The 23,117-nt window shown below is 64.7% G+C and carries 19 protein-coding genes; 11 read left to right on the top strand and 8 right to left on the bottom strand.

Annotation, left to right across the window (positions count from 1 at the left end):
* Positions 1 to 5 precede the first annotated feature (5 nt).
* Entirely contained in the window at positions 6 to 986 is a 981-nt protein-coding gene (locus QAZ22_RS11705; RefSeq protein WP_278206908.1) for a cation diffusion facilitator family transporter, read from the bottom strand.
* 54 nt (positions 987 to 1,040) lie between these two features.
* Positions 1,041 to 1,727: a GNAT family protein gene (locus QAZ22_RS11700; protein ID WP_278206907.1), complete on the bottom strand. Its 687-nt coding sequence runs from the start codon at positions 1,725 to 1,727 to the stop codon at positions 1,041 to 1,043.
* Positions 1,728 to 1,810: 83 nt separating this feature from the next.
* Here QAZ22_RS11700 and QAZ22_RS11695 point away from each other — a divergent pair, with 83 nt between their 5' ends.
* The gene (locus QAZ22_RS11695; RefSeq protein WP_278206906.1) at positions 1,811 to 2,995 is read left to right on the top strand and encodes a pyridoxal phosphate-dependent aminotransferase; all 1,185 of its coding nucleotides are present in this window, start codon (positions 1,811 to 1,813) and stop codon (positions 2,993 to 2,995) included.
* 13 nt (positions 2,996 to 3,008) lie between these two features.
* On the opposite strand, the gene QAZ22_RS11690 is transcribed toward QAZ22_RS11695, so the two are convergent.
* From QAZ22_RS11690 to QAZ22_RS11680, 3 genes are all read right to left on the bottom strand, one after another.
* Entirely contained in the window at positions 3,009 to 3,770 is a 762-nt protein-coding gene (locus QAZ22_RS11690) for an SDR family oxidoreductase (RefSeq protein WP_278206905.1), read from the bottom strand.
* 244 nt (positions 3,771 to 4,014) lie between these two features.
* Positions 4,015 to 4,743, bottom strand: a complete 729-nt coding sequence (locus QAZ22_RS11685; RefSeq protein WP_278206904.1) for a tellurite resistance TerB family protein — start codon at positions 4,741 to 4,743, stop codon at positions 4,015 to 4,017.
* 119 nt (positions 4,744 to 4,862) lie between these two features.
* Positions 4,863 to 5,792, bottom strand: coding sequence for a rhodanese-related sulfurtransferase (locus QAZ22_RS11680; protein ID WP_278206903.1), 930 nt, complete (start codon positions 5,790 to 5,792; stop codon positions 4,863 to 4,865).
* 149 nt (positions 5,793 to 5,941) lie between these two features.
* Between QAZ22_RS11680 and QAZ22_RS11675 the strand changes: the two genes are divergently transcribed.
* Positions 5,942 to 6,580: a 2-dehydro-3-deoxy-phosphogluconate aldolase gene (locus QAZ22_RS11675; RefSeq protein WP_278206902.1), complete on the top strand. Its 639-nt coding sequence runs from the start codon at positions 5,942 to 5,944 to the stop codon at positions 6,578 to 6,580.
* Positions 6,581 to 6,592: 12 nt separating this feature from the next.
* Here the strand turns inward: QAZ22_RS11675 and QAZ22_RS11670 are convergent, their stop codons facing one another.
* Positions 6,593 to 7,354, bottom strand: a complete 762-nt coding sequence (locus tag QAZ22_RS11670; RefSeq protein ID WP_278206901.1) for an SDR family oxidoreductase — start codon at positions 7,352 to 7,354, stop codon at positions 6,593 to 6,595.
* A gap of 225 nt (positions 7,355 to 7,579) precedes the next feature.
* On the opposite strand from QAZ22_RS11670, the gene QAZ22_RS11665 reads away from it, so the two are divergent.
* Positions 7,580 to 8,473, top strand: coding sequence for an AraC family transcriptional regulator (locus QAZ22_RS11665; protein WP_278206900.1), 894 nt, complete (start codon positions 7,580 to 7,582; stop codon positions 8,471 to 8,473).
* 93 nt (positions 8,474 to 8,566) lie between these two features.
* Here the strand turns inward: QAZ22_RS11665 and QAZ22_RS11660 are convergent, their stop codons facing one another.
* Together QAZ22_RS11660 and QAZ22_RS11655 are read right to left on the bottom strand one after the other, a co-directional pair.
* Positions 8,567 to 10,417 carry a DUF882 domain-containing protein gene (locus QAZ22_RS11660; protein WP_278206899.1) on the bottom strand — a complete coding sequence of 617 codons (1,851 nt, stop codon included), beginning with the start codon at positions 10,415 to 10,417 and terminating at the stop codon, positions 8,567 to 8,569.
* Between the two features lie 377 nt (positions 10,418 to 10,794).
* Positions 10,795 to 12,339, bottom strand: coding sequence for a sigma-54 dependent transcriptional regulator (locus tag QAZ22_RS11655; RefSeq protein WP_278206898.1), 1,545 nt, complete (start codon positions 12,337 to 12,339; stop codon positions 10,795 to 10,797).
* A gap of 160 nt (positions 12,340 to 12,499) precedes the next feature.
* Here QAZ22_RS11655 and QAZ22_RS11650 point away from each other — a divergent pair, with 160 nt between their 5' ends.
* From QAZ22_RS11650 to QAZ22_RS11615, 8 genes are all read left to right on the top strand, one after another.
* Positions 12,500 to 14,338 carry a M3 family oligoendopeptidase gene (locus QAZ22_RS11650; protein WP_278206897.1) on the top strand — a complete coding sequence of 613 codons (1,839 nt, stop codon included), beginning with the start codon at positions 12,500 to 12,502 and terminating at the stop codon, positions 14,336 to 14,338.
* Positions 14,339 to 14,695: 357 nt separating this feature from the next.
* A complete protein-coding gene (locus QAZ22_RS11645; protein ID WP_278206896.1) occupies positions 14,696 to 15,415 on the top strand; it encodes a proton-conducting membrane transporter in 720 nt (239 codons plus the stop codon).
* Between the two features lie 380 nt (positions 15,416 to 15,795).
* A complete protein-coding gene (locus QAZ22_RS11640; protein ID WP_278206895.1) occupies positions 15,796 to 16,941 on the top strand; it encodes an aminodeoxychorismate synthase component I in 1,146 nt (381 codons plus the stop codon).
* Positions 16,890 to 17,552 carry an aminotransferase class IV family protein gene (locus tag QAZ22_RS11635; RefSeq protein WP_278206894.1) on the top strand — a complete coding sequence of 221 codons (663 nt, stop codon included), beginning with the start codon at positions 16,890 to 16,892 and terminating at the stop codon, positions 17,550 to 17,552. Before QAZ22_RS11640 ends, QAZ22_RS11635 begins: the two co-directional genes overlap by 52 nt.
* A gap of 57 nt (positions 17,553 to 17,609) precedes the next feature.
* Positions 17,610 to 18,548, top strand: coding sequence for a DUF3445 domain-containing protein (locus QAZ22_RS11630; RefSeq protein ID WP_278206893.1), 939 nt, complete (start codon positions 17,610 to 17,612; stop codon positions 18,546 to 18,548).
* A 134-nt stretch (positions 18,549 to 18,682) separates the two neighbouring features.
* Complete coding sequence (locus QAZ22_RS11625; protein ID WP_278206892.1) at positions 18,683 to 20,128, top strand: homospermidine synthase; 1,446 nt, start codon at positions 18,683 to 18,685, stop codon at positions 20,126 to 20,128.
* 187 nt (positions 20,129 to 20,315) lie between these two features.
* The gene (locus tag QAZ22_RS11620) at positions 20,316 to 20,687 is read left to right on the top strand and encodes a hypothetical protein (protein ID WP_278074542.1); all 372 of its coding nucleotides are present in this window, start codon (positions 20,316 to 20,318) and stop codon (positions 20,685 to 20,687) included.
* 314 nt (positions 20,688 to 21,001) lie between these two features.
* Positions 21,002 to 23,047, top strand: a complete 2,046-nt coding sequence (locus QAZ22_RS11615; RefSeq protein WP_278206891.1) for a 5'-nucleotidase C-terminal domain-containing protein — start codon at positions 21,002 to 21,004, stop codon at positions 23,045 to 23,047.
* The last annotated feature ends 70 nt before the right edge of the window (positions 23,048 to 23,117 follow it).

The following is a 23,117-nucleotide window of genomic DNA, read 5'->3' as shown; positions in this document are numbered from 1 at the left end:
ACGCATCAGTGATAATGACGGCGATCGCGAGGCGCGTCATGCGCATGATCGTGATCATGGTGATGGTCGTGCTCGTCATGGCTGTCGGCGCAGTGCCCGAACTCGGGCTCCACCGTTGCATGGTCGATGCCGTGCTTCGTGGCGAGCCGCTTCTTGATGGCGCTCACCGCCATATGCGCATCGACGCCGTCATCCAGGCAGGCATGCAACGTCGCCATGTTGCTGGTGCCGTCGAGCGACCAGACATGCATGTGGTGCACCTCGCGCACACCCTTGACGGCAGCTTCCAGGTCCTTGGCGATCAGGTCGCGATCGAGGCTTGCCGGCACGCCTTCGAGCAGCACATGCGCGGCCTCGCGCATCAGCGACCACGCCGTCGACAGGATCAGCAGCGACACCAGCACGGAAAGGATCGGGTCGATCGGCGTCCAGCCTGTCGCCAGGATGATGACGGCGGCGACGATGGCCGCGGCAGAGCCCAGCAGGTCGCCCAGCACGTGCAGGATGGCGCCGCGCATGTTGAGACTCTCGCGGTCGCCGCCATGCAGCACGAAGAACGAGGCGATGTTGACCAGCAGGCCTGCGACCGCCACCACCAGCATCGGCCCGCCCAGCACCGGCGCCGGATGCATCAGCCGCCCCCAGGCTTCGTAGACAATCCACAGCGCGATTGCGAAGATGGCGATGCCGTTGGTGTAGGCGACCAGCGTCTTCACGCGGGCGAAGCCGTAGGTGAGACGGCCGGTTGCAGGACGTCCGGCGAGATGGAAGGCATACCAGGCGAGGCCCAGCGCAATCGAATCGGCGAGCATGTGGCCGGCATCCGCAAGCAGCGCCAGTGAGCCGGTGAGCAGGCCGCCGAGCGCCTCCGCGACCATGAAGCCGCCGGTCAGGCAGGCCGCGATCAGCACGCGCTTCTTGTCGGTCGAGCCATGCACGTGGCCCGCGCCGTGGCTGTGTCCATGCGCGGCGTGATCGTGTGCCATCCTGGCAACTCCTATTTACCGACCGTGATCTTTGTCCGACGACCGGATCTTGGTCTACGCGCCGAACTCGGCGCGGAAATCCTCGAGCCGCCGCCTCTGCCGGCCATCGCCATCGAAATTCGCCGGATCGAGCCAGGCCTCATAGGCCTTGCGCAAGGCCGGCCACTCCTTGTCGATGATCGAATACCACGCCGTATCGCGGTTTTCGCCTTTTACCACAAGATGCTGGCGGAAAATGCCCTCGAACTTGAAGCCGAAGCGCTCCGCCGCGCGCTTCGACGGTTCGTTGCGGTTGTTGCATTTCCATTCGTAGCGGCGATAGCCGAGCTCGTCGAAGACGTATTTCGTGAACAGGAACTGCGCTTCGGTCGCCTGCGGCCTGCGCGAGATCAGCGGCCCCCAATAGATGTTGCCGATCTCGACGACGCCGTTGGCGGCATCGATGCGCATCAGCGTCTGGCGCCCGGCGACCTTGCCGCTCGCCTTGTCGACGACGGCGAAGAACAGCGGGTCCTCGCTCGCCTCGACCTTGTCCAGCCATGGCTGGAAAGCGGCGCGGGTTTCCGGCGGATAGTCGGGCAGCCAGGCGAAACGGCCGGCGGCATCCGGCACCGACGATGCCTCGTAAAGCCCATCGCCATGCTTTGCCGCGCTCAGCGGCTCGAGCCGGACATAGCGGCCTTCGAGCGCCCTGCGTTCGGGACGCGGGCGCGGCTGCCAACTTTTCAGATTTTCCGACACCGAAAGCTCCAATCCGTTTGACTTTTCCTGGCGGAAGCTCACAAAAACGCTCGCTGACAGAAAGAACCACAGGGACGGGAAAAATGCTCCACACGATCGCGGCCTTCGACCGTCTCGGCGAGGAAAATGCCTTCGCGGTGCTGGCGCGGGCCACCGCGCTCGCCCATCAGGGCCGGGACATCATCAACCTCGGCATCGGCCAGCCCGACTTCAAGACGCCGCAGCACATCGTCGAGGCTGCGATCAAGGCGCTGCGCGACGGTCATCACGGCTACACGCCGGCCAACGGGCTGCTGGCCACGCGCGAGGCGGTGGTGCGCCGCACGCTGACCACCACCGGCGTCGAGGTCTCGCCCGAAAACGTGATGATCCTGCCCGGCGGCAAGCCGACCATGTTCGCCGCGATCCTGATGTTCGGCGAGCCGGGCGCGGAGATCCTCTATCCCGACCCCGGCTTTCCCATCTATCGTTCGATGATCGAGTTCACCGGCGCGACGCCCATTCCCGTGCCGATCCGCGAGGAGAACGGCTTTGCCTTCTCGGCCGAGGAGACGCTGGCGCTGATCACGCCGAAGACGAGGCTACTGATCCTCAACTCGCCGGCCAACCCGACCGGCGGCGTCACTCCGCGGGCCGAGATCGAGAAGCTGGTCAAGGGACTGGAAAAGCACCCTGAGGTCGCGATCCTCTCCGACGAGATCTACGACGTCATGACCTATGACGGCGAGACGCATTGCTCGCTGCTCAACTTCCCCGAGATCCGCGACCGGCTGATCGTGCTCAATGGCTGGTCGAAGACCTGGGCGATGACCGGCTGGCGCATGGGCTGGTCGATCTGGCCGAATGGCGAGAAGGGCGCCTACCTCTACGACAAGGTGCGCAAGCTGGCGGTCAACTGCTGGTCCTGCGTCAACGCGCCGAGCCAGTATGCCGGCATCGCCGCGATAGACGGCCCGCAGGACGACGTCGAAAAGATGATGCGCGCCTTCGACAACCGCAGGAAGATCGTGGTCGAGGGCCTGAATGCGCTTCCCGGCATTTCCTGCATCACGCCGAAAGGCGCCTTCTATGCCTTTCCCAACGTGTCGAAGACCGGCTGGAAGGCGAAGAAGCTTGCCTCGGCGTTGCTGGAGGATGCCGGCGTCGCGCTGATCGGCGGTCCGGATTTCGGCGTGCTCGGCGAAGGCTATGTCAGGCTCTCCTACGCCAATTCCGAGGAGAACATCCTGCGCGCGCTGGAGCGGATCGAAGCGTTCCTGAAGAAATAGAGCCTCAATTTCCTTACCCGCGCCCGACGAACGGCATCTTCGTCGCCATCACGGTCATGAACAGCACGTTGGCGTCGAGCGGCAGGCTTGCCATGTGGAGGACTGCGTCGGCGACGCGCTGGACGTCCATCACCGCTTCGGCGGCGATGGAGCCGTTGGCCTGCGGCACGCCTACGGTCATCGGCTGCGCCATCTCGGTCAGCGCATTGCCGATATCGATCTGGCCGCAGGCGATGTCGTAGGGCCGCCCGTCGAGCGCCAGCGTCTTGGTCAGGCCGGTGATGGCGTGCTTTGTCGCCGTATAGGGCACCGAGCCCGGGCGCGGCGCATAGGCAGACACCGATCCGTTGTTGATGATGCGGCCGCCCATCGGCTTCTGCCGGCGCATGGCGCCGAAGGCGGCGCGGGCGCACAGGAACGATCCGGTGAGATTGACGCCCACGACGTCGTTCCAGACCTCGACCGGGATCTCGTCGATCAGCGTCGACTTGTAGCCCATGCCGGCATTGTTGAAGAGCAGGTCGACGCGACCGAAGGCCTCCACCACGGTCTCGAACATGTCGTCGACCTGGTCGGCCTTGCTGATGTCGCACGCTACCGCCAACGCCTTGGCGCTGGTCTTCCCGGCCTCGGCGATCGCGTCCTCGAGCAGCGTCTTGCGGCGGCCGCAGAACACGGTGTTCCAGCCGGCCCTGAGCAGCGCCGTGGCGACGCTCTTGCCGATACCGGTGCCGGCTCCGGTAACGATGGCGGTTTTCTCTTGCATGGCGGTCATCGACGCGCTCCCCCGTCATTGCTGGAACGGGACGAGGCATCGCAAATGATGGAGACCGTGGCAAGCAGCTCTGTCGACAAAAAGGAGGGGCCGACAAAAAGGGCGGTCATTGGCGACCGCCCTGATCTGAACCGTGCTTGGGAGGAGGAAAAGCCGGTCCGACTGCTTAGAATGATGCGCTTGCTGGGTTAACGAAAGATCAACGGTCAACAAGATGCCGCAAGCGCGTTTACCACGCGATTCGCTACTGCGGATCGGATGCGGCTCCGGCCGGCACTTTTGCCGCTGCAACGGTCGCCTCGACATGATCGACCAGCGCGTCCGGCATGCCGAGGCGGCCGGCAAGCAGGTCGAGATAACCGCGCTCGGTGCGGGTGTCTGGATCGATGGTGAGTCGCGAGGCGGTATAGAGCTCGAGCTTCTGCGCATCGGTCTTGGCGCCGGCGATCAGCGCGTCGAGATCGAGCGGCCGTTCGAGTTCTTCCATCAGGAACTTTTCCGCTTCCGTGCCGATGCCGGCAAGCTTGAGCCTGTCGGCGATCTTCTGCCGCTCCTCGTCATCGACATGGCCGTCCGCCTTGGCGGCGGAGATCATCGCCCGCACCAGCGTCAGCGTGAATTCGGCCTCGCCCTGCGGCGCTTGAGAAGGATGGAAGGCGGTGTCCTTGGGCGGCGGCAGCAACTCCGGCTCGCCAGCCACGGGTTCCTGCGCCGGCGCATTTCCGGCCTTGTAGTTCTGGTAGGCCTTGTAGGCGAGGCCGCCGATCGCCGCCAGGCCGCCGAGCTTGATGGCGGCTCCGGTCACCTGCCGTCCGGTGCCCGTGCCGAGCAGCACGGCGGCCAGCGCGCCGGCGGCGAGCGGGTTGTCCTTCGCCATCTGTACCGCTTGCCCCGCCTTGTCGCGAACGGTCGATCCCGTGCCAGGAATTTGCGAGCCGAGCAGGTCGTCGAGCAGCTTCTTGGGGTCGAGCATCAATGCCTCCAGAATTGGCCCGGCCGAATGCGCCCGGGCGGGTTTCGGACCGGCAAGACGTAGGCCCCGCGCATTGACATTACAATGACGGGCGGCTGTTTTGTGGTGCCGGGCGCGCCCTAGCTTCCGATGTGTCGCCGGCCGCCGCGCGCTTGCGCCAGCTCCACCTGGCGGTGCCGCTCGGCGTAACGGGCACGATCCTCGTCCGAGCGCGCATCGAAGCAGTGCGGGCATGAAACGCCGACCGTGTATTTCGGCGACAGCCGGTCCTCGGCTGTCAGCGGATGCCGGCAGGCGCGGCAGAGCTCGGCATCGCCTTCGGCCAAACCATGCGAGACCGAAACCCGCTCGTCGAAGACGAAACACTCGCCCTGCCACAGGCTCTCTTCGGCCGGCACGTCCTCGAGGTATTTCAGGATGCCGCCCTTGAGATGGAAGACGTTGCTGAAGCCCAGCGACTTCACATAGGCAGTCGCCTTCTCGCAGCGTATGCCGCCAGTGCAGAACATCGCCACCTTGCGGCCTTCGAGCTCGTCGCGGTGCTCTTGGACCCAGGCCGGAAATTCACGGAAGCTGGCGGTCTTCGGATCGACCGCGCCCCTGAAGGTGCCGATCGAGACTTCGTAGGCGTTGCGTGTGTCGATCACCACCGTATCGGCAGCCGAGATCAGCGCATTCCAGTCTGCCGGCGCGACATAGGTGCCGGCGCTGGTCGCCGGATCGAGATCGTCGACGCCCATGGTGACGATCTCGCGCTTCAGCCGCACCTTCATGCGGTGGAACGGCATATCGGCGGCGCTGCTGTATTTGATTTCCAGCCCGGCAAGCCCTTCGATCGCCTGGATATGATCGATCAGCGCGGCGATCGCCTCCTCGCCGCCGGCGACGGTGCCGTTGATGCCTTCATACGCCAAAAGCAGCGTGCCCTTGATGCCGTGTTCGCGGCAGAAGGCGGCGAGCGGCACGCGCAAGACCTCGAAGCCGTCGAGCCGGGCAAACTTGTAGAGCGCTGCGACGCGGACCGGCTGAATTTTTGTGCGCGTTGTCATGGCCATGCCACTAGACCGTGCTGAAAGCGGTTTCAAGGCAGAGGCACCGAGCGACCCGCCGCGTGACATCGCGACACGCCCGCCTTCGTGGACTTCAAATACCCCTTCTGCTAATCGGTTGAAATCGATCGCAACGGAGAGGCAAGCCAATGACCAGCAAGACCGAAAAGCTCCTGTCGCTCCTCAACGGCCAGCCGGTCATCCCGGTGCTCAAGATCGCCAACGTGGCCGACGCCGTGCCGCTTGCCCGCGCTCTGTCGCGCGGCGGCTTGAGGGCAATCGAGATCACGCTGCGCACCGCAGATGCTCTGGAGGCGATCCGCCGCGTCGTGGCCGAGGTCGAGGACGCCGTCGTCGGCGCCGGCACCATCCTCGATGCGAGACAATTCGACGAAGCGGCCGCCGCCGGTTCGAAATTCATCGTCAGTCCCGGCATCACCGGCCAGCTTCTGAACGCGGCGAACGGCAGCCCCGTGCCGCTGCTGCCGGGCGCCATCACGCCGGGCGAGATCATGGCCGCGCGCGAAGCCGGCCTGCGCTTCCTGAAATTCTTCCCGGCCGAGCAGTCGGGCGGCATCGCTTCGCTGAAGGCCCTCGCATCGCCGCTCGCAGACGTGAAGTTCTGCCCGACCGGCGGCATAACGGCCAAGAACGCCGCCGACTATCTCAGCCTGCCCAACGTCATCTGCGTCGGCGGCTCCTGGGTCGCGCCCGACGATCTCATCAAGGCCGGCAAGTGGGACGAGATCGAAGCGCTCGCGCGCGAAGCAAGCAAGCTCGCCAAATAGTTCGCCCCAAAATCACCAGGGCAGCGGGCCACTCTCGTCGAAATAGCCGCCGGTCGGCCCGCCCGCGTCGAGCGTCGCCAGGCGCACGACGATCTCGGCCGCCTGCTGCACCGTGCGGTGACCTTTGTGCCCGTTGAGGTCGGTCGCGGTGTAGCCGGGAGCGGCGGCATTGACCATGATGCCGCTCGGCGCAAGCTCCCTGGCGAAAGCGACCGTAATGGCATTGAGCGCCGTCTTCGAGCTGCCATAGCCCATGACGTTGGGTGACTGGCTTTCGCCAACTCCGGCACCAACTGCGCGCGCGATCGAACCGAGATAGCTGCTCAACATGACGATGCGGGCGGCGGGCGCGGCCAGAAGCAGCGGCAGGAATGCCTGGGTGACGCGGATCGGACCGAAGACGTTGACGTCATAGATGGCCTTCATGTCCGCGAGAGGTTCCTGGCTCGGCGGCCGCTCGTAGCGGCCGTCGGGGCCGAGCGCATCGACATATCCGGTGGCCACACCGGCATTGTTGACCAGCACGTCGAGACTGGATGTTCGCGCAGCGAAGGTCCTGACCGCGGCCGCCACGCTCTCGTCGCTGGTGACGTCGAGCTCGAGCGGCTCGACGTCGAAACCTTCGCTGCGCAATGCTTCGGCCGCGGCCTCGCCGCGCTTCGAATCCCGAGCGCCGAGCCAGACCTTGAACCCCAGCGCCGCCAGCCGCCGGGCGGTCTCGAGGCCGATTCCCTTGTTGGCGCCAGTCACCAGCGCATTCTTTCGTTTCGTCATGTCCAATGTCTCCTGTGCAGAGGCCTGGAAATGGCGCGAAACGGGGAACTTCGCGCGCCGAAATCTCTCTTGCTCTTGCCTAATCCTCTCAAGTGCGCGTCCTCTCAAGTGCGCGCTTGCGCGTCACAGGTGCGCTGCGCGTCACAGGCGCACTTGCGCGTTATCCAGGTGCGCGCAACGCCTCACCTCGTTGCGCGGATGGTGCGGATCGGCAATGCTGAACCGATGAACGAAGCGCTGCAGGAATTGATCGCAATCGCCGGCCGCCACGCGCGTGGACGACGGACGAGTACGGCCGTTCCTCGCGTCACGATCGGCCGCAGCGAAGCCCCGACGCCGCCGCTGCCAGAGCTTTGTCAGCCGACGGCCTTGTTCGTTCTGCAGGGCACGAAATCGGTGCTGATCGGCGATCGCACGCTTCGCTACGGCGCCGGCAGCTGTTTCGTCTACGCGGTCGAGACGCCCGCCACCAGCCAGTTGATCGAGGCGAGCGCCGCCCATCCTTACGTGGCCATCGCCTTCAGCCTCGATATGGAAGTGATCGGCACATTGCTCATCGACCACAAGCCGGCGGCCGGCGGCGAAAGCTTCGCGACCTATCCCGCCGATGACGAGCTGCTCGACGCCTGGCGCCGGATGCTGCGGCTGCTCGACAGGCCCCACGAGATCCCCGTGCTCGCGCCCATGCTTGAACGGGAGATAGCGTTTCGGCTGCTGCAAGGCCCGCGAGGCGCGAAGCTGCGCCAGCTTGCGCGCGCCGACGGACGCCTGTCGCAGATCCGCCGCGCCACCCAATGGATACGCGCGCATTACAACGAGCCGATCGATGTGACGGAACTGGCCGCGCTCGCCCATATGAGCAACGCCGCGTTCCACCGCCACTTCAAGGCAGCGACGGCCATGAGCCCGATCCAGTATCAGAAGCAGATCCGCCTGCTGGAGGCCCGCCACCTGCTGATCGCACAGCCGGGCAACGCAGCGCGTGTCGCCTTTGCCGTCGGTTACGAAAGCGCTTCTCAGTTCAGCCGTGAATATGCGCGCCAGTTCGGCCTGCCCCCGGCGCGCGACGCCGCGCGGCTTCTGGCAAGGGGCGAGGCGCCTGCGCTGGAAGTTGACTGAACCGCCCAAGCGGGAGACCGGTGGTCAGGGCAGGCAGCAAAAGCGAAAGCCGCGCTGGTGTCCAACGCGGCTTTTGCGATCCCGGCAGGCTCGCTATTTCGTCTGGAAGCGGGCGACCGAAAGGAACTTCACCGCGTTGCCGGTGAACCGGCTGGCATCCGGCGTCTGAGGGTCTGTCTGGAAGCCGGCCGTGTAGACCTCGCTCGGCGGCGTATGAACGATGTTATAGGCATAGCGCGGCGCCGTCGTCGGATCGGAAACGGTGGCTATGTTCTCGCCACTGCCCAGCGCCCAGCGCGCTGCCTGCGGCGGCGTCGCCACCACCATCGCCTTCGGCCCCGGCCGCAGATCGTTGGCGGAAGGCCTGGCCTCCTTGCGCGTCGTCTTCACGCCGCCGCCGATCGCCTGCGCCGGATCGGTGCCGGCCGGGCGGGCTGCGATGGCTTGACGCGGCGAAGCCGCATCGAGGCCCGACGGATCGTTGAACGCCGAGCGCGGCTCCGGCGCCGTCAGCGAAGCGACCTCATATTCGGCGCCGCTCGGGCCGGCCACGGTGGTTGCGCTGGCCTGTTCGAGCACAGCCTTGATCTCATCCGGCTTGCTTGTGTCGGGCCGCGCGGTCGGCAGCACCGAGAAGGCATCGGTTGCGCTCTTGTCCTGCGAGGCCGTTTCCGCCAGCGCCAGCAAGACGTTCTTGTCCTTGGTCGCCAATTCGGCCGGCGTCGAGCGGTCGGGACGCCAAGTCGGCAGCGGAATGTTGTTGACCGCCACCTGCGCGGGATCGGCCGCGGCCTGTGCCGCGCCGGCGGCGTCGGCCATGCCGAACGGCACATTGACCGGAGCATGCGCCGTTGCCACCGCCTGCTCGGTCGTGGCCGAGGCGTCCGCCACGGCGAACGGCACGTTTTCAGGCGTCTGCTGGCCGACATCGACCTTCGGCCGCGGCGCGAAAGCAGGGACCGGAATCTCCTTCGGCGGCAACGCGGCGATGATGGTTTCAGGCGTGTCCTGCTGCGGCTGCTGCGAATCGTCGGTGCTGTCATCCGCGATCTGCGGGATGTTGGCGCGCTTGGCGTCCTGCGGCGAGACGATGGCGATGCCCGGCAGGTTGCCGCCCTTCGCCGTCGCCACCTGCTTCACGGCCTTCGGCTGCGGCGCGGGCTCGGCGCTGGCGACATCGGCGCTGTCGTCAGCCTCGTCTTCGCCGCCGCCAAACCAGGCCGCAAACAATCCGCCGGAGCGCTTGGTCGAGCCGCCTGCACTGGCCAGTTCGATGTTGGGGGTGCCGGCGCCCTTGCGTGCCTTGTAGGCGGCCACAGCCTGTTCATAGCCCGGTAGCGGCCGGCCGTCGCTCGGCACATGCAGCGTCTTGCCGTTCGGGAACAGGCTGACCAGTTCCTGGCGGCTGATGCCCGGCCAGTGGCGGACATTGCCGACATCCATGTGGACGAACGGCGAGCCGGATCTCGGATAGTAGCCGACGCCGCCGCCTTGCATCTTGAGGCCGATATTGCGCAGCTTCTTCAGCGGCACGCCGGGAATGTAGAAATCCATCGCCTTGCCGAGCATGTGCTGGCTTTTTTCGGCGACGCCGCGGCTGCGGCTGCGCAGCATCGAGTTCGTGGCCGGAGAGCGGTAACCGCAGACGACCTGGATATAGTCGGTCGCGCCGCTCTCGCGGTAAGCTTCCCACACCAGGTCGAGCAGCCGAGGATCCATCTTGGTCGGCTCGTTGCGGCGCCAGTCGCGCAGGATGATGTTGATCTTGCGCAGGCCTTCAGGATCGTAGCGGCCATTGCGCTTGTAGACGATCTCGGCCTTTTCGTGCGTATGCAGGTGATAGAGCTTAAGCGAACGGATTTCGGCCTTCGCTCCGGAGACCGCTGCCGAGAGGAACCCGACGGCCAAAATCACAAACGTCAGCCACCTCGGCCAGACGCTCATGTGAAAATGCCGCCCGTTTGTGTGTCGTTCGACTTGGTTCAAATCAAAAGGCCTTGCAGGCTGCCGTTTGTCCCCGGATTTGCCCAAACGGATGCGTGGTTCTCACATCCGAATATCGATCCTAATGGTTAATCATCGCTTATTGAAGCCAAAATGCGGTAACACAGTGGCGATATCCCGTCAAAAATGATGCACTGTATTTCGTGGTAAATCGCTGGTTTAGATCGAGAATTCGGCTTGAACCGAAACACGATCTGTTACCGTTCGCCTTAATGTGTGATCGCCAGCAGGCAAGCCACTGAAAAACAGCGCCTTCCGATCAAAAAGCGACAATTTGACTCGGATCTTAGGAAGGAAGCTGGAGTGGCGCTTGCATCTCAGGACGCAAGCCGGTCGAGACGACCCGCTTCGGGGTCAATGCCATATTCCTTCAACTTGCGGTAGAGAGTAGAGCGTCCGATGCCGAGGCGGCGCGCCACCTCGCTCATCTGGCCGTTATAGTGGTCGATCGCAAGCTTGATCATCTCGAGCTCGACGTCGGCCAGCGCCCGCACATTGCCGCGCTCGTCCAGGGCTCTCAGCGTGCCGAAGCGGGGCAGCGGCCGCGCCGGCGCCTCGCTCTCGTGCAAAGCGGCCCCCGCCCCGTTGATACCGGCGGCCTGGCCAATCGGCTGCGGTTCGTCCGCGATCGTTGCAACCGCCGATGCCGGTTCGGCTTCGAGCTTTACCGTGCCTTCGACCTGCGCGCGGATTTGCGGGAATTCCTCTTCGGTCAGCAATTCGCCTTCAGCGAGCACGGACGCCCTGAACACCGCATTTTCGAGCTGCCGGATGTTGCCCGGCCAGTCATAGGCCTGCAGCATTGCCAGCGCCTTGGCCGATATGCCGGTGAGGCGATGGCGCGGATCGGCCGGCGCCACCTTTTCCATGAAATGCCTGACCAGATAGGGGATGTCGTCGCGCCGGTCGCGCAGCGGCGGCACGAAGATCGGATAGACGTTCAGCCGATAGAACAGGTCCTCGCGGAACTTGCCGTCCTTGACCTGCTGGAGCAGGTTGCGATGCGTCGCCGAGATCAGCCTGATGTCGACCTTGACGGTCGTCCGGCCGCCGACCGGATCGACCTCGCCCTCCTGAACGGCGCGCAGAAGCTTGACCTGGACGTCGAGCGGCAGGTCGCCGATCTCGTCCAGGAACAGCGTGCCCGAATGCGCTTCGACGAATTTGCCGGTGTGCTTGTCGGTGGCCCCGGTGAAGGAGCCTTTCTCGTGCCCGAACAGGATCGATTCGACGAGATTGTCCGGGATGGCGCCGCAATTGACTGTGACGAAGGGTCTCGAGCGGCGGTCGCCGCTGCCCTGGATGGCGCGCGCCACCAGTTCCTTGCCAACGCCGGATTCGCCTTCGATGAGGATCGGGATGTTGGATGCCGCAGCCTTCTGACCGAGACGGATCACCCGGTCCATCGCCGGGCTGCGCGTGATCAAGTCCTTGAAAGTGAGATGGCCGCCGCGCCGCCGCGACGTGCGCTTCATCTCGTCCTCGACCGCCTCGACCTTCAAGGCATTGGAAATCGACGTCTGCAGCCGGTCGGGCGAAGCCGGCTTGACGACGAAATCGAAGGCGCCGTGGCGCATGGCCGAGACGACGGTTTCTATGCCGCCCTGCGCGGTCTGCACGATGACCGGAAGGTTGATGGCGCGTTCGCGCATCGCCTTCAGCACGCCGATGCCGTCGAGGCCGGGCATGACCAGGTCGAGGATGACGACCGACACATCGCGCGCGTTCGGTCCGTCGAGCACGTCGAGCCCCGCCTCGCCGCCCTCCGTGACGATGGCGCTGTGGCCGAATTTCGTCACCGCCGCCTCGAGCAGCCTGCGCTGCACGGGATCGTCATCGACTATGAGTATGGAACCTGTCATGACTGTGTTGGCTGCCCGGCCTTGAGAAATCCCCATGGATCATCTTGGCACAGGGTTCTAAATAAGGTTTCAAAAAACCCGGTGAACGAATTCCTTAGGATTTGACCGGCTTCTCCTTTCCCTTTGATTTTGGTCCCTTGATTCAAAGAAGGTATTGTTGATGCGCATGATGTTTGGTCGGCGGCTTGCGGCGCCAGCGTCCGGCCAGGGCGCGGCGGAGCTTGGCGATCTGCCGGAATGGAATCTCGCCGATCTCTATTCCGGTATGGAGGCGCCGGAGCTGAAGCGCGACATCGCTCGGGCGGCAAGCGACGCCATCGCCTTCGAGGGCCGCTGGAAGGGCACTTTGGCCGCCGAGGCCGAACGCGGCGCCGCCGGCCGGCTCGGCGAGGCACTGAAGACGTACGAGGCGCTGGAGGAACTGATCGGCCGCATCGTCTCCTATGCCGGGCTGGTCTATGCCGGCAACACCGCCGATCCGCAGCGCGCCAAGCTCTATGGCGACGTCCAGGAGAAGATGACCGATGCCAGCGCGCACCTGCTGTTCTTCGCGCTGGAGCTCAACCTGATCGACGACGCGGTGATCGAAAGCGCGCTTGCGGCCGACGCGGCCTTCGCCCACTACCGGCCCTGGGTGCTCGACCTGCGGAAGGACAAACCCTACCAGCTCGAGGACCGGGTCGAGCAGTTGTTCCATGAAAAGTCGGTCACCGGGCGCGGCGCTTGGAACCGCCTGTTCGACGAGACCATGACCGACCTGCGCTTCGATGTCGACGGCGAGGAGTTGACGCTGGAGCCGGCGCTGAACCGGTTGCAGGACTCCGATGGCGAAGTGCGCCGTCGCGCCTCCGAGGCGCTCGCCGCGACCTTCCGCAAGAACCTGCGGACCTTCACGCTCATCACCAACACTTTAGCCAAGGACAAGGAGATCTCCGACCGCTGGCGCGGCTTCGAGGACATCGCCGATTCACGCCATCTCGCCAACCGCGTCGAGCGCGGCGTGGTCGATGCGCTCGCGGCCGCCGTGCGCGATGCCTATCCGCGGCTTTCGCACCGCTACTATGCGATGAAGGCGCGCTGGCTCGGCATGGACGTGATGAACCACTGGGACCGCAACGCGCCGCTGCCCGAGACACCGCAAGCGGTGATCCGCTGGGACGACGCCAGGGACACTGTGCTGTCGGCCTACCAGCGCTTCTCGCCGGAGATGGCGGAGATCGCGCGGACCTTCTTCGACCGCAAGTGGATCGACGCGCCGGTCAGGCCTGGCAAGTCGCCCGGCGCCTTCGCCCATCCGACGGTTCCGTCGGCGCACCCTTACGTGCTGCTCAACTACATGGGCAAGCCGCGCGATGTGATGACGCTGGCGCATGAGCTCGGCCACGGCGTGCATCAGGTGCTGGCCGCCGGCCAGGGCGCGCTGATGGCCTCGACGCCGCTGACGCTGGCCGAGACCGCCTCCGTCTTCGGCGAGATGCTGACTTTCCGCTCGCTGCTCGACCAGACCGCCGACAAGCGCGAACGCAAGGCGATGCTCGCCCAGAAGGTCGAGGACATGATCAACACCGTCGTGCGCCAGATCGCCTTCTACGAGTTCGAGCGCAAGGTGCATGCCGAGCGCCGCAACGGCGAGCTGACCTCGGACAGGCTGGGCCAGTTCTGGCTGGAAGTTCAGGCCGAAAGCCTGGGGCCGGCAATCAGGCTGCGCGATGGCTACGAAGTCTTCTGGACCTACATCCCGCACTTCATCCACTCGCCCTTCTACGTCTATGCCTACGCCTTCGGCGACTGCCTGGTGAACTCGCTCTATGCCGTCTACCAGAATGCGGAGCGCGGCTTTCAGGAGAAGTATTTCGAGATGCTGCGCGCCGGCGGTACCAAGCATCACTCGGAGCTTCTGGCGCCCTTCGGCCTCGACGCCACCGATCCTGCCTTCTGGCAGATCGGCCTTGGCGTGATCAGCACGCTGATCGACGAGCTGGAAGTGCTCGACAAATGACGGGCGTTCGCCCGACGGCATAATCCATAGTATTTTAGCAAAAATTAATATTAGAAGCAGCTTATTCTTTTCCAAATGGCTGTTCTTCAATAACTCCGCCGCATTTTTCAATTAGTTTTCAGCGAGCCATATGATAGCGTCCCGCCTCAAGCTCAGCCGGACGCATCGCCAAGGCCAGAGACGGCCCCTCGCGGCGCTTCGGCGAATGCGATGATGGCCGTCGGCCGTGGGCGGAGGAGAGCCAAGCGCCGACAGCTCTATTAAAGCGGCTGTTCCGCCGAACGCGGAACGATTGACGATCGTCGCGGCAAGCTCGCCATTTCGGGCCGCGGCCGACAGATCGGACTGGAGAGGGAAATGAGCACTTTCTTCTACATGCTCCTGGCGTTCGTTGTGGGTGTCCTGGTTGGCTGGTTCATCTGGGGCCGCCTGCGCGGCGAGCTCGACAGTCTGCGCGGCGATCTCGATCGCGCAAGGAGCGAGCGCGACCGGTTTCGCGCCGACACGGACCGCCTGAGCGGCGAGCTCGACACCTGTGTCCGCGCCCGCGCCGATCTCGAGCGCCAGCTGCGCGGGACACCCGCCAAAGCCGGCGCCGACAAGGCCGCCGCGCCCGCGCCGACGGCGCTGATGTCGTCGACACCGGCCGCGGCCAAATCGCCGCCCGCGAAATCGTCCGCGGCAAAATCGGCCTCGACCAAGAGCGTGCCGGCCAAGAAACCGGCGGCGGCCAAGACGGCGACCGCGCCGAAGGCAAGCGCGGCGCCAAGGAAAGCCGCACCGGCTCCGAAGAAAGCCGCCGCACCGACGGCGCCCAACGGCAAGGCGGACAATCTGCGCCGCCTGATCGGCATTGGTCCGGTCAACGAAAAGCTGCTCAAGGATCAGGGCGTCACCACCTACGCCCAGATCGCCGCGTGGACCGAGGCCGACGTGAAGCGCGTCGAGGAGGTTCTCAATTTCGATGGTCGCATCGAGCGCGAGAAATGGATCGAGCAGGCGAAATTGCTGGCCGCGGGTGACGAGGCCGAATTCGCCCGTCGCTTCCCGACGGCAGGCACCGCCAGCAACACCTGAACATCTCGGCGGTATGGCAAATGCCGGAGATAGGCCGGAGACGCCCATCACTTCGTCATCCTATGGCGTAGCAAGGAGCGAAGCGACGCAGCGCAGACCATAGGATCCATTCCGTTACCTACAAGTGCTGCGGCAGTGCAGAAAAGCCTTCGTTCTGCACCGCCATTACCCTTCGCGCGAGGTCACGGAATGGATCCTCGGGTCTCCGCGTCCGCTTCGCTTCCGCTCCGCCCGTGGATGACGAAGTTCTGGTGCCTCCGCCAATCCTTGCAAAATCAGTTGCCGAAAACGCCTTTGCGCCGCCCGACGCCGTTCCCTCGATTGCACCCCGCCCAGCCCCCATATAGAGCGGTCGACTGAATGGACCGTATCCGAGGCTTATGTCCCTGCCTTCCGCAATCTTCCGCAATGACGAGGCCGGCCGCCAGCTCGTCTTCGACAGGCCGCTCGAGATCATCATCGCGCGAACCGCGGCCGAATTCGCGCCGGCGCTCGAAGCAGCGCAGGCGGCCTCCGACGCCGGCAAATGGCTGGCCGGCTATTTCTCCTACGAGGCCGGCTACCTGCTCGAGCCGAAGCTGGTGCCGCTGCTGCCGGAGGGCCGCCGCGCGCCACTGATCTGTCTCGGCGTCTTCGACGCGCCGCTCGAACAGGCCGTGCCGAAAAGCAACGGGCTAGCGACCAACGGCCCGATTTTCGACGCCAGGGCGGGATGGTCCGCCGAGGACTATGCCCTCCGCTTCGCTCGCCTCCACGACCATATCCGCAAGGGTGATTGCTACCAGGGCAACCTGACCTTCCCGGTCCATGCGCAATGGTCCGGCGATCCGCTCGCCGCCTTCGAGGCGCTGACCGGGCGCCAGCCCGTGAAATACGGCGCGCTGGTCTCGCTCGGCGATCCGATCGTGTTGTCGCGCTCGCCGGAGCTCTTCTTCGAGATCGATGACGAGGGCATGATCGAGACGCACCCGATGAAGGGCACGGCGCCGCGCGGCGCGACCAGGGCCGAGGATGAACGGCTGAAGGCGTTCCTGCGCAACGACGAGAAGAACCAGGCCGAGAACCGGATGATCGTCGACCTGCTGCGCAACGACATCTCGCTGATCAGCGAGGTCGGCACGCTGCAGGTGCCGGAGCTGTTCCGCATCGAGACCTATCCGACCGTCCACCAGATGGTGAGCCGGGTACGCGCAAGATTGCTGCCGGATGTCGGCATTCGCCAGATCTTCGCCGCGCTCTTTCCCTGCGGCTCGATCACCGGCGCGCCAAAAATCCGCGCCATGGAGATATTGCACGACCTGGAAGGCGTGCCGCGCGACGTCTATTGCGGTGCCATCGGCTGGGTCGCGCCCGGCGGCACGATGCGGTTCTCGGTGGCGATCCGCACCATCTCCCTCTTTGCCGATGGCGAGGCCGTCTACAATGTCGGCGGCGGCGTCGTCTTCGATTCGACCGCCGATGAGGAGTATCGGGAGTGTCTTCTGAAAGCGCGCTTCGCGACGGGAACCGTGCCGACTTCGAACTGATCGAGACCATGCGCTGGGAGCCTGGCTCGGGCTTCCTGCGCTTCGAGCGGCATCTTGCGCGGCTTTACGCTTCGGCGGCGGAGCTTGGCTTTGCCTGCCACCCGCAACGGGTCGGCCAGACGCTGACGGATGCGGTCGGCGGGCGGCAGATCGCACTGCGCACGCGCCTTGTCCTGCAGCGCAATGGCGAGGCGACGGCATCGGCGCAGCCTTACGAACCGCTCGCCGCGGACAGGGTCTGGCGGCTGCAGCTGGCGCGGGTCCGCCTCGATTCCGGCAACATGCTGCTGCACCACAAGACCAGCCTGCGACAGGTCTACACGCATGCACGTGCCGAATATCTCATCACGCAAGCCGACGAGGTGCTGCTCGCCAACGAGCGCGGCGAGCTCTGCGAAGGCACGATCACCAATCTCTTCGCCGACTTCGGTGACGGCGTGCTCGCGACGCCTCGGCTCGACTGCGGCCTACTTCCTGGAGTATTGCGCGGCGAGCTTCTGGACGAAGGCCGCGCCGCGGAAGCGATCTACACCTTTGATGATCTGAAGTCCGCGAAGGCGATCTTCGTCGGCAATTCGCTGCGCGGGCTGATCCCGGCGCAACTCGCCTGACACTGGAACCGCCGGTCCTTTTCTTTTGAGAGAAGCCATTTTCTGTTTGAAGCAAGCATGACCACCCACACGCTCCCGACCCACACGCCCTATGACGGCTCCTCGAAACTGTTCACCATCGGCCTGAAGCCGCTCGAGCTCGACCGCTGGATCGAGGTCGATGAATTCCTCTTGCCCTATCTCGCCGAAAAGCGGCGGCTTTACGCGGAGATCCCGGAAAAGGTCTTTGTCGAGCAAGACGATACGCGCGACGCACAGCGCGAGGTGCTCGACCTCCTCGTCGCCCATCTGCGAGAAAAACACCCGGGGACTCACCACGGCACAGGCTCCGCCATCCAGGGGTTCGGCCCCGACGGAGCGATCGGCAATCTCTCTCCCGGACTGCGCAAAGCGCCGCTCGTCCAGGCGTCCCTGCTGGTGCAGGAGGATTTGATCCTGATGCGGCGGGGCGACGACGGCTGGCGGCTCGCCGCCGGATCGCTCTGCTTTCCTTCGTCCTGGTCGCTCCGGGAAAAATTCGGCAAGCCGCTGCAGCAGATCCATGCGCCCGTGCCGGGCTTCGGCCCGGGTACGCGGCCCGCCGATTTGATAAACCGCATGTTCGACGGCCTGCAGGGCCAGGCGGTCGAACGTTTCAACTGGTCGATCCAGGCGGGCGAGGCGCTCTATCATCCGCTTTCCAACGGGGAGCGCATCGACCGCGCCGCCAATCGGCCCACCCGCTTCCCCGACGGCGACATCAACGCCCACGCCTTCATCCGAGTCGAGCGGCAGACGCTGCGCAAGCTGCCGGTCTCGCGCGACATCCTCTTCACCATCCGTATCCACCTCGACCCGTTGGCGGTGCTCGACCGGCACCCTGACAGGGCGACACTGGCGGCCTCTTTCGCCGAACAGCTCAACGCCCTCGACCAGGCGCAGCTCGATTACAAGGGCCTCACCGCCGACCGCGACCGGCTGGTCGCCTACCTCAACGGCACGGCCAAGGCCGCTTAACCACGTCGCCATGCGGGCTTAGCCGGCGATTGGCGGTTTTCGCTGGTTTGTGACAATGATCTGTGATTGTAGCGCTCGACCGCGGGGCGAAGAGTGCCCGGTTTTTGCGCGTGTTTGAAGGAGTGTGCGAAAAAATGGCGAATGAAAACTGGCCCGTTTACGGTGAAATCACCGGCCCTGTCGTGATGATCGGCTTCGGCTCGATCGGACGGGGAACGCTGCCGCTGATCGAACGCCATTTCAAGTTCGACAAGTCGCGTATGGCGGTCATCGACCCGCGCGACTCCGACCGCAAGCTGCTCGACGAGCGCGGCATCACCTTCGTTCAGGACGCGGTGACCAAGAAGAACTACAAGAAGCTGTTGACCCCCCTTCTCACCAATGGCGGCGGCCGGGGCATGTGCGTCAACCTGTCGGTCGACACCTCCTCGCTCGAGCTGATGAAGCTGTGCCGCAAGCTCGGCGTGCTCTATGTCGACACCGTCGTCGAGCCATGGCTCGGCTTCTATTTCGATGAAACGGCCGACAACGCCTCGCGCACCAACTATGCGCTGCGCGAGAGCGTGCGCCAGGAAAAGGAAAAGGCCCCGGGCGGCACCACCGCGATCTCCTGCTGCGGCGCCAATCCCGGCATGGTCTCGTGGTTCGTCAAGCAGGCGCTGGTCAACCTCGCCACCGATCTCGGGCTCGAGTTCGTCGTGCCGGCGGAGCATGACCGCGAGGGTTGGGCGAAGCTGATGAAGAAGGCCGGCGTCAAGGGCATCCACATCGCCGAGCGCGACACCCAGCGTACCAAGAAGCCGAAGCCGATGGACGTGTTCTGGAACACCTGGTCGGTCGAGGGCTTCATCTCGGAAGGCCTGCAGCCGGCCGAACTCGGCTGGGGCACGCATGAAACCTGGATGCCGAAGAACGGCAAGAAGCACAGGCATGGCTCGCAGGCGGCGATCTATCTGGAGCAGCCCGGCGCCAACACGCGCGTGCGCAGCTGGTGCCCGACGCCCGGCCCGCAATACGGCTTCCTGGTGACGCATAACGAGGCGATTTCGATCGCCGATTTCTTCACCGTCCGCGGCAAGAAGGGCAAGGTGAACTACCGCCCGACCTGCCATTATGCCTACCATCCCTGCAATGACGCGGTTCTGTCGCTGCACGAGATGTTCGGCGCCGCCGGCAAGGCGCAGCCTGTCCATCATGTGCTCGACGAGAACGAGCTGGTCGACGGCGTCGACGAGCTCGGCGTGCTGCTCTACGGCCACGACAAGAACGCCTACTGGTACGGCTCGCAGTTGTCCTTGGCCGAGGCCCGCAAGCTGGCGCCGTACCAGAACGCCACCGGCTTGCAGGTCACGTCGGCGGTGCTGGCCGGCATGGTCTGGGCGCTTGAAAATCCGATGGCCGGCATCGTCGAGGCCGACGAGATGGATTTCAGGCGCTGCCTGGAGGTGCAGATGCCCTATCTCGGGCCGGTCAGGGGCTACTACACCGACTGGACCCCGCTCGATAATCGTCCCGGCCTTTTCCCCGAGGACATGGACAAGGAAGACCCGTGGCAGTTCCGCAACATCCTGGTGCGATAGCAGCCAGACTTACCGCCGTCTCCACCTTGCAATCGCCCGGAAATCGGGCGATTGAGAAGGTGCGGCCTAGAGCGACGTGCATCCAGTCGGACGCACACAGCACGCTCTAGCACTTTGGATGCACGCATCGTGCTTTCCGAAAATCGGGTCGATTTTCGGGCCGGTGCGAGAGGAGAGGGTTTTTCAGATGACCATTGCGCGCAAATTGCTTTCGGCAGGCGCCGCGGCAAGCCTTTTGGCCGCGGCCGCCTGCACCACTACCGGACCTTCCGAACCGATCGCGGCCGCCCCTAAGGGCGTCGAGGGCAACTGGATCGACGCCAAGGGCACCGGCCTGTCGACCTTTACCGCCGGCAGCTTCACCACCGTGGCGACCGACACCGGCCAGAAGTTGTCTGAGGGCAGCTACACCATGACCGGCCCGACCTCGGTCGAGATCCACGGCACCTCGCTGATCCGCCAGACGCCGGTCAGCTTCAACTGCCTGATGGTCTCCACCAGCCAGCTCAATTGCACCAGCGCCAGCGGCCAGAATTTCGTGCTGACGCGCCGCGCCTGAGCGTAGGGCAATTCCAGGAAAAGTATGTAACGGTTGGGTTCGGCGACTTCGCCGTAGCCTCCGTCCGGAATGCGTAAAAACAACGAGATAGAGCGGTTCGGCGTTTCCGTGAAACGGAGAAACGCTCGATGGATACATCGATCTTGTCGAGGTCGGCGGCGTGAGCCGCCGTTCTTTTTTGTGCCGGCAAAGCTCTTCCCGATTTCCGCTTGCATCGGCCAAAACGCGATGTGAACATGACCCGAAGCTGACTGTTATTTTCCAGTCAAGCGAGGGCATTAAGCACTTCAGGTCAGCTTATCCGGGAGACGAAGATGAAGAAGATTGCCGCCGTTCTAGCTCTGTCTGCCTCGACGCTTGGCATGTCGGCCGGAGCATCCTTTGCCGACTACACGCTGAACATCCTGCATTTCAACGACTGGCACAGCCGCATCGAAGGCAACAACAAATACGAGTCGACCTGTTCTGCCGAAGAGGAAACCAAAGGCGAGTGCATTGGCGGCGCCGGCCGGCTGGTCACCGCGATCGCCCAGGAGCGCAAGAAGCTCGAGGGTCAGAACGTGTTGCTGCTCAATGCAGGCGACAGCTTCCAGGGATCGCTGTTCTACATCACCTACAAGGGTGCCGCGGAGGAGGAATTTCTCAATCAGATCAAGCCCGACGCTGTGACGCTCGGCAATCATGAATTCGACGACGGCGAGAGCGCGCTGGTGCCTTACCTCGACAAGGCGAAGTTCCCGATCGTCAGCGCCAACGTCGTGCCCAACGACAAATCCGGCGCGGCGGGCAAGATCAAGCCATCGATGGTCGTCGAGGTCGGCGGCCAGAAGATCGGCATTGTCGGCGCCGTCACCAACGACACGCCGGAGCTTGCCTCGCCGGGTCCGAACATTGCCATCGCCGACGACGTCAAGTCGATCACGGCCGAGGTCGAGAAACTGAAGGCGCAGGGCATCAACAAGATCATCGCGGTGACCCATATCGGCTACAACCGCGAGCGCGACGTGATCGCCAAGATCCCGGGTGTCGACGTGGTGGTCGGCGGCCACAGCCACACGCTGCTGTCGAACACCGACCCCAAGGCGGCAGGCCCCTATCCGACGATGGTCGACAACCCCGACGGCTACAAGGTGCCGGTGGTGCAGGCGGCGTCCTATTCGAAATATCTCGGCGAGTTCAAGGTCGTGTTCGACGACAATGGCGTCGTCAAGGAAGCGAGCGGCGACCCGATCTTCCTCGACAAGTCGATCACACCCGATCCAGCCGTTCTTGCCCGCATCAAGGAGCTTGGCGCGCCGATCGAGGCGCTGAAGAACAAGGAGGTCGCCGAGACCACCAAGCCGATCGACGGCAGCCGCGAGAATTGCCGCGCCCGCGAATGCGAAATGGGCAATCTCGTCTCCGACGCCGTCCTCGATCGCGTCAAGGGCCAGGGCGTCGAGATCGTCATCTCGAACGGCGGCGGCCTGCGCGCCTCGATCGACCAGGGCACCGTGACCATGGGCGAGGTGCTGACCGTCCTGCCGTTCCAGAACACGCTGGCGACGTTCAAGATCTCCGGCAAGGATCTGGTCGCAGGGCTGGAAAGCGGCCTCAGCCAGATCGAGGACGGTGCCGGCCGCTTCCCGCAGGTGGCCGGGCTGAAATACTCTTTCGACAAGTCGGTCGCGCCCAATGCCGGCCGCGTCAAATCGGTCGAGGTGATGGAGAACGGCGCCTGGGCGCCGATCAACCCGGACAAGCAGTATCTCGTCGCCACCAACAACTACGTCCGCCAGGGCGGCGACGGCTACAAGGTCTTCGCCGAGAAGGCCACGGACGCCTATGACTACGGCCCGGGCCTGGAGCAGGTGGTGGCCGATTATCTCGGCGCGCACCGGCCCTACACGCCGAAGCTCGACGGCCGCATCACCGAGGTCGGAGCGACGGTAGCGGCAGCAGAGCCGGCAAAGCCTGCCGAGACGACGGCGCCGGCCGCCGAACCCGCGAAGCCGGCCGAGACAGCGCCGGCGATCGCCGAGCCCGCGATGCCGGCCTTGCCGTCCAATTCCGGCGACATCGCCGGCACGCCGCCGACCGTTCCGGCCGAGACAGCGCCGGCGGCGCCGGCCGCCGAACCGGCGAAGCCTGCTGAGACGACCGCGCCAGCCCCTGCGGAGGCCAAGCCTGCACAGGCTAGCGCCGCGACCAGCCCAGAAACCAGCCACGTGATCGCCGCCGGCGACACCTACTGGGATTTGGCCAAGAAAAATTATGGCGACGGCGCCAAATGGAAGCTGATCTCCGAGGCCAACAAGGACTACAGGCCGCGCCGTCTGCCGCTCGGCGCGACGCTGACCATCCCGCCGGCCGCGAAGTAAGCCCTCGGGCATTCATGGCACCCGCCCAGGAAACCGGGCGGGTGTTCCGTCTTCAGGCTGGAACGCGATG

Origin of the sequence: Mesorhizobium sp. WSM4906, from assembly GCF_029674625.1 — a bacterium.
Classification (GTDB): domain Bacteria; phylum Pseudomonadota; class Alphaproteobacteria; order Rhizobiales; family Rhizobiaceae; genus Mesorhizobium.
Note: the sequence above shows the minus strand (reverse complement) of the source record. Positions and strands in the feature narration are given on the sequence as shown.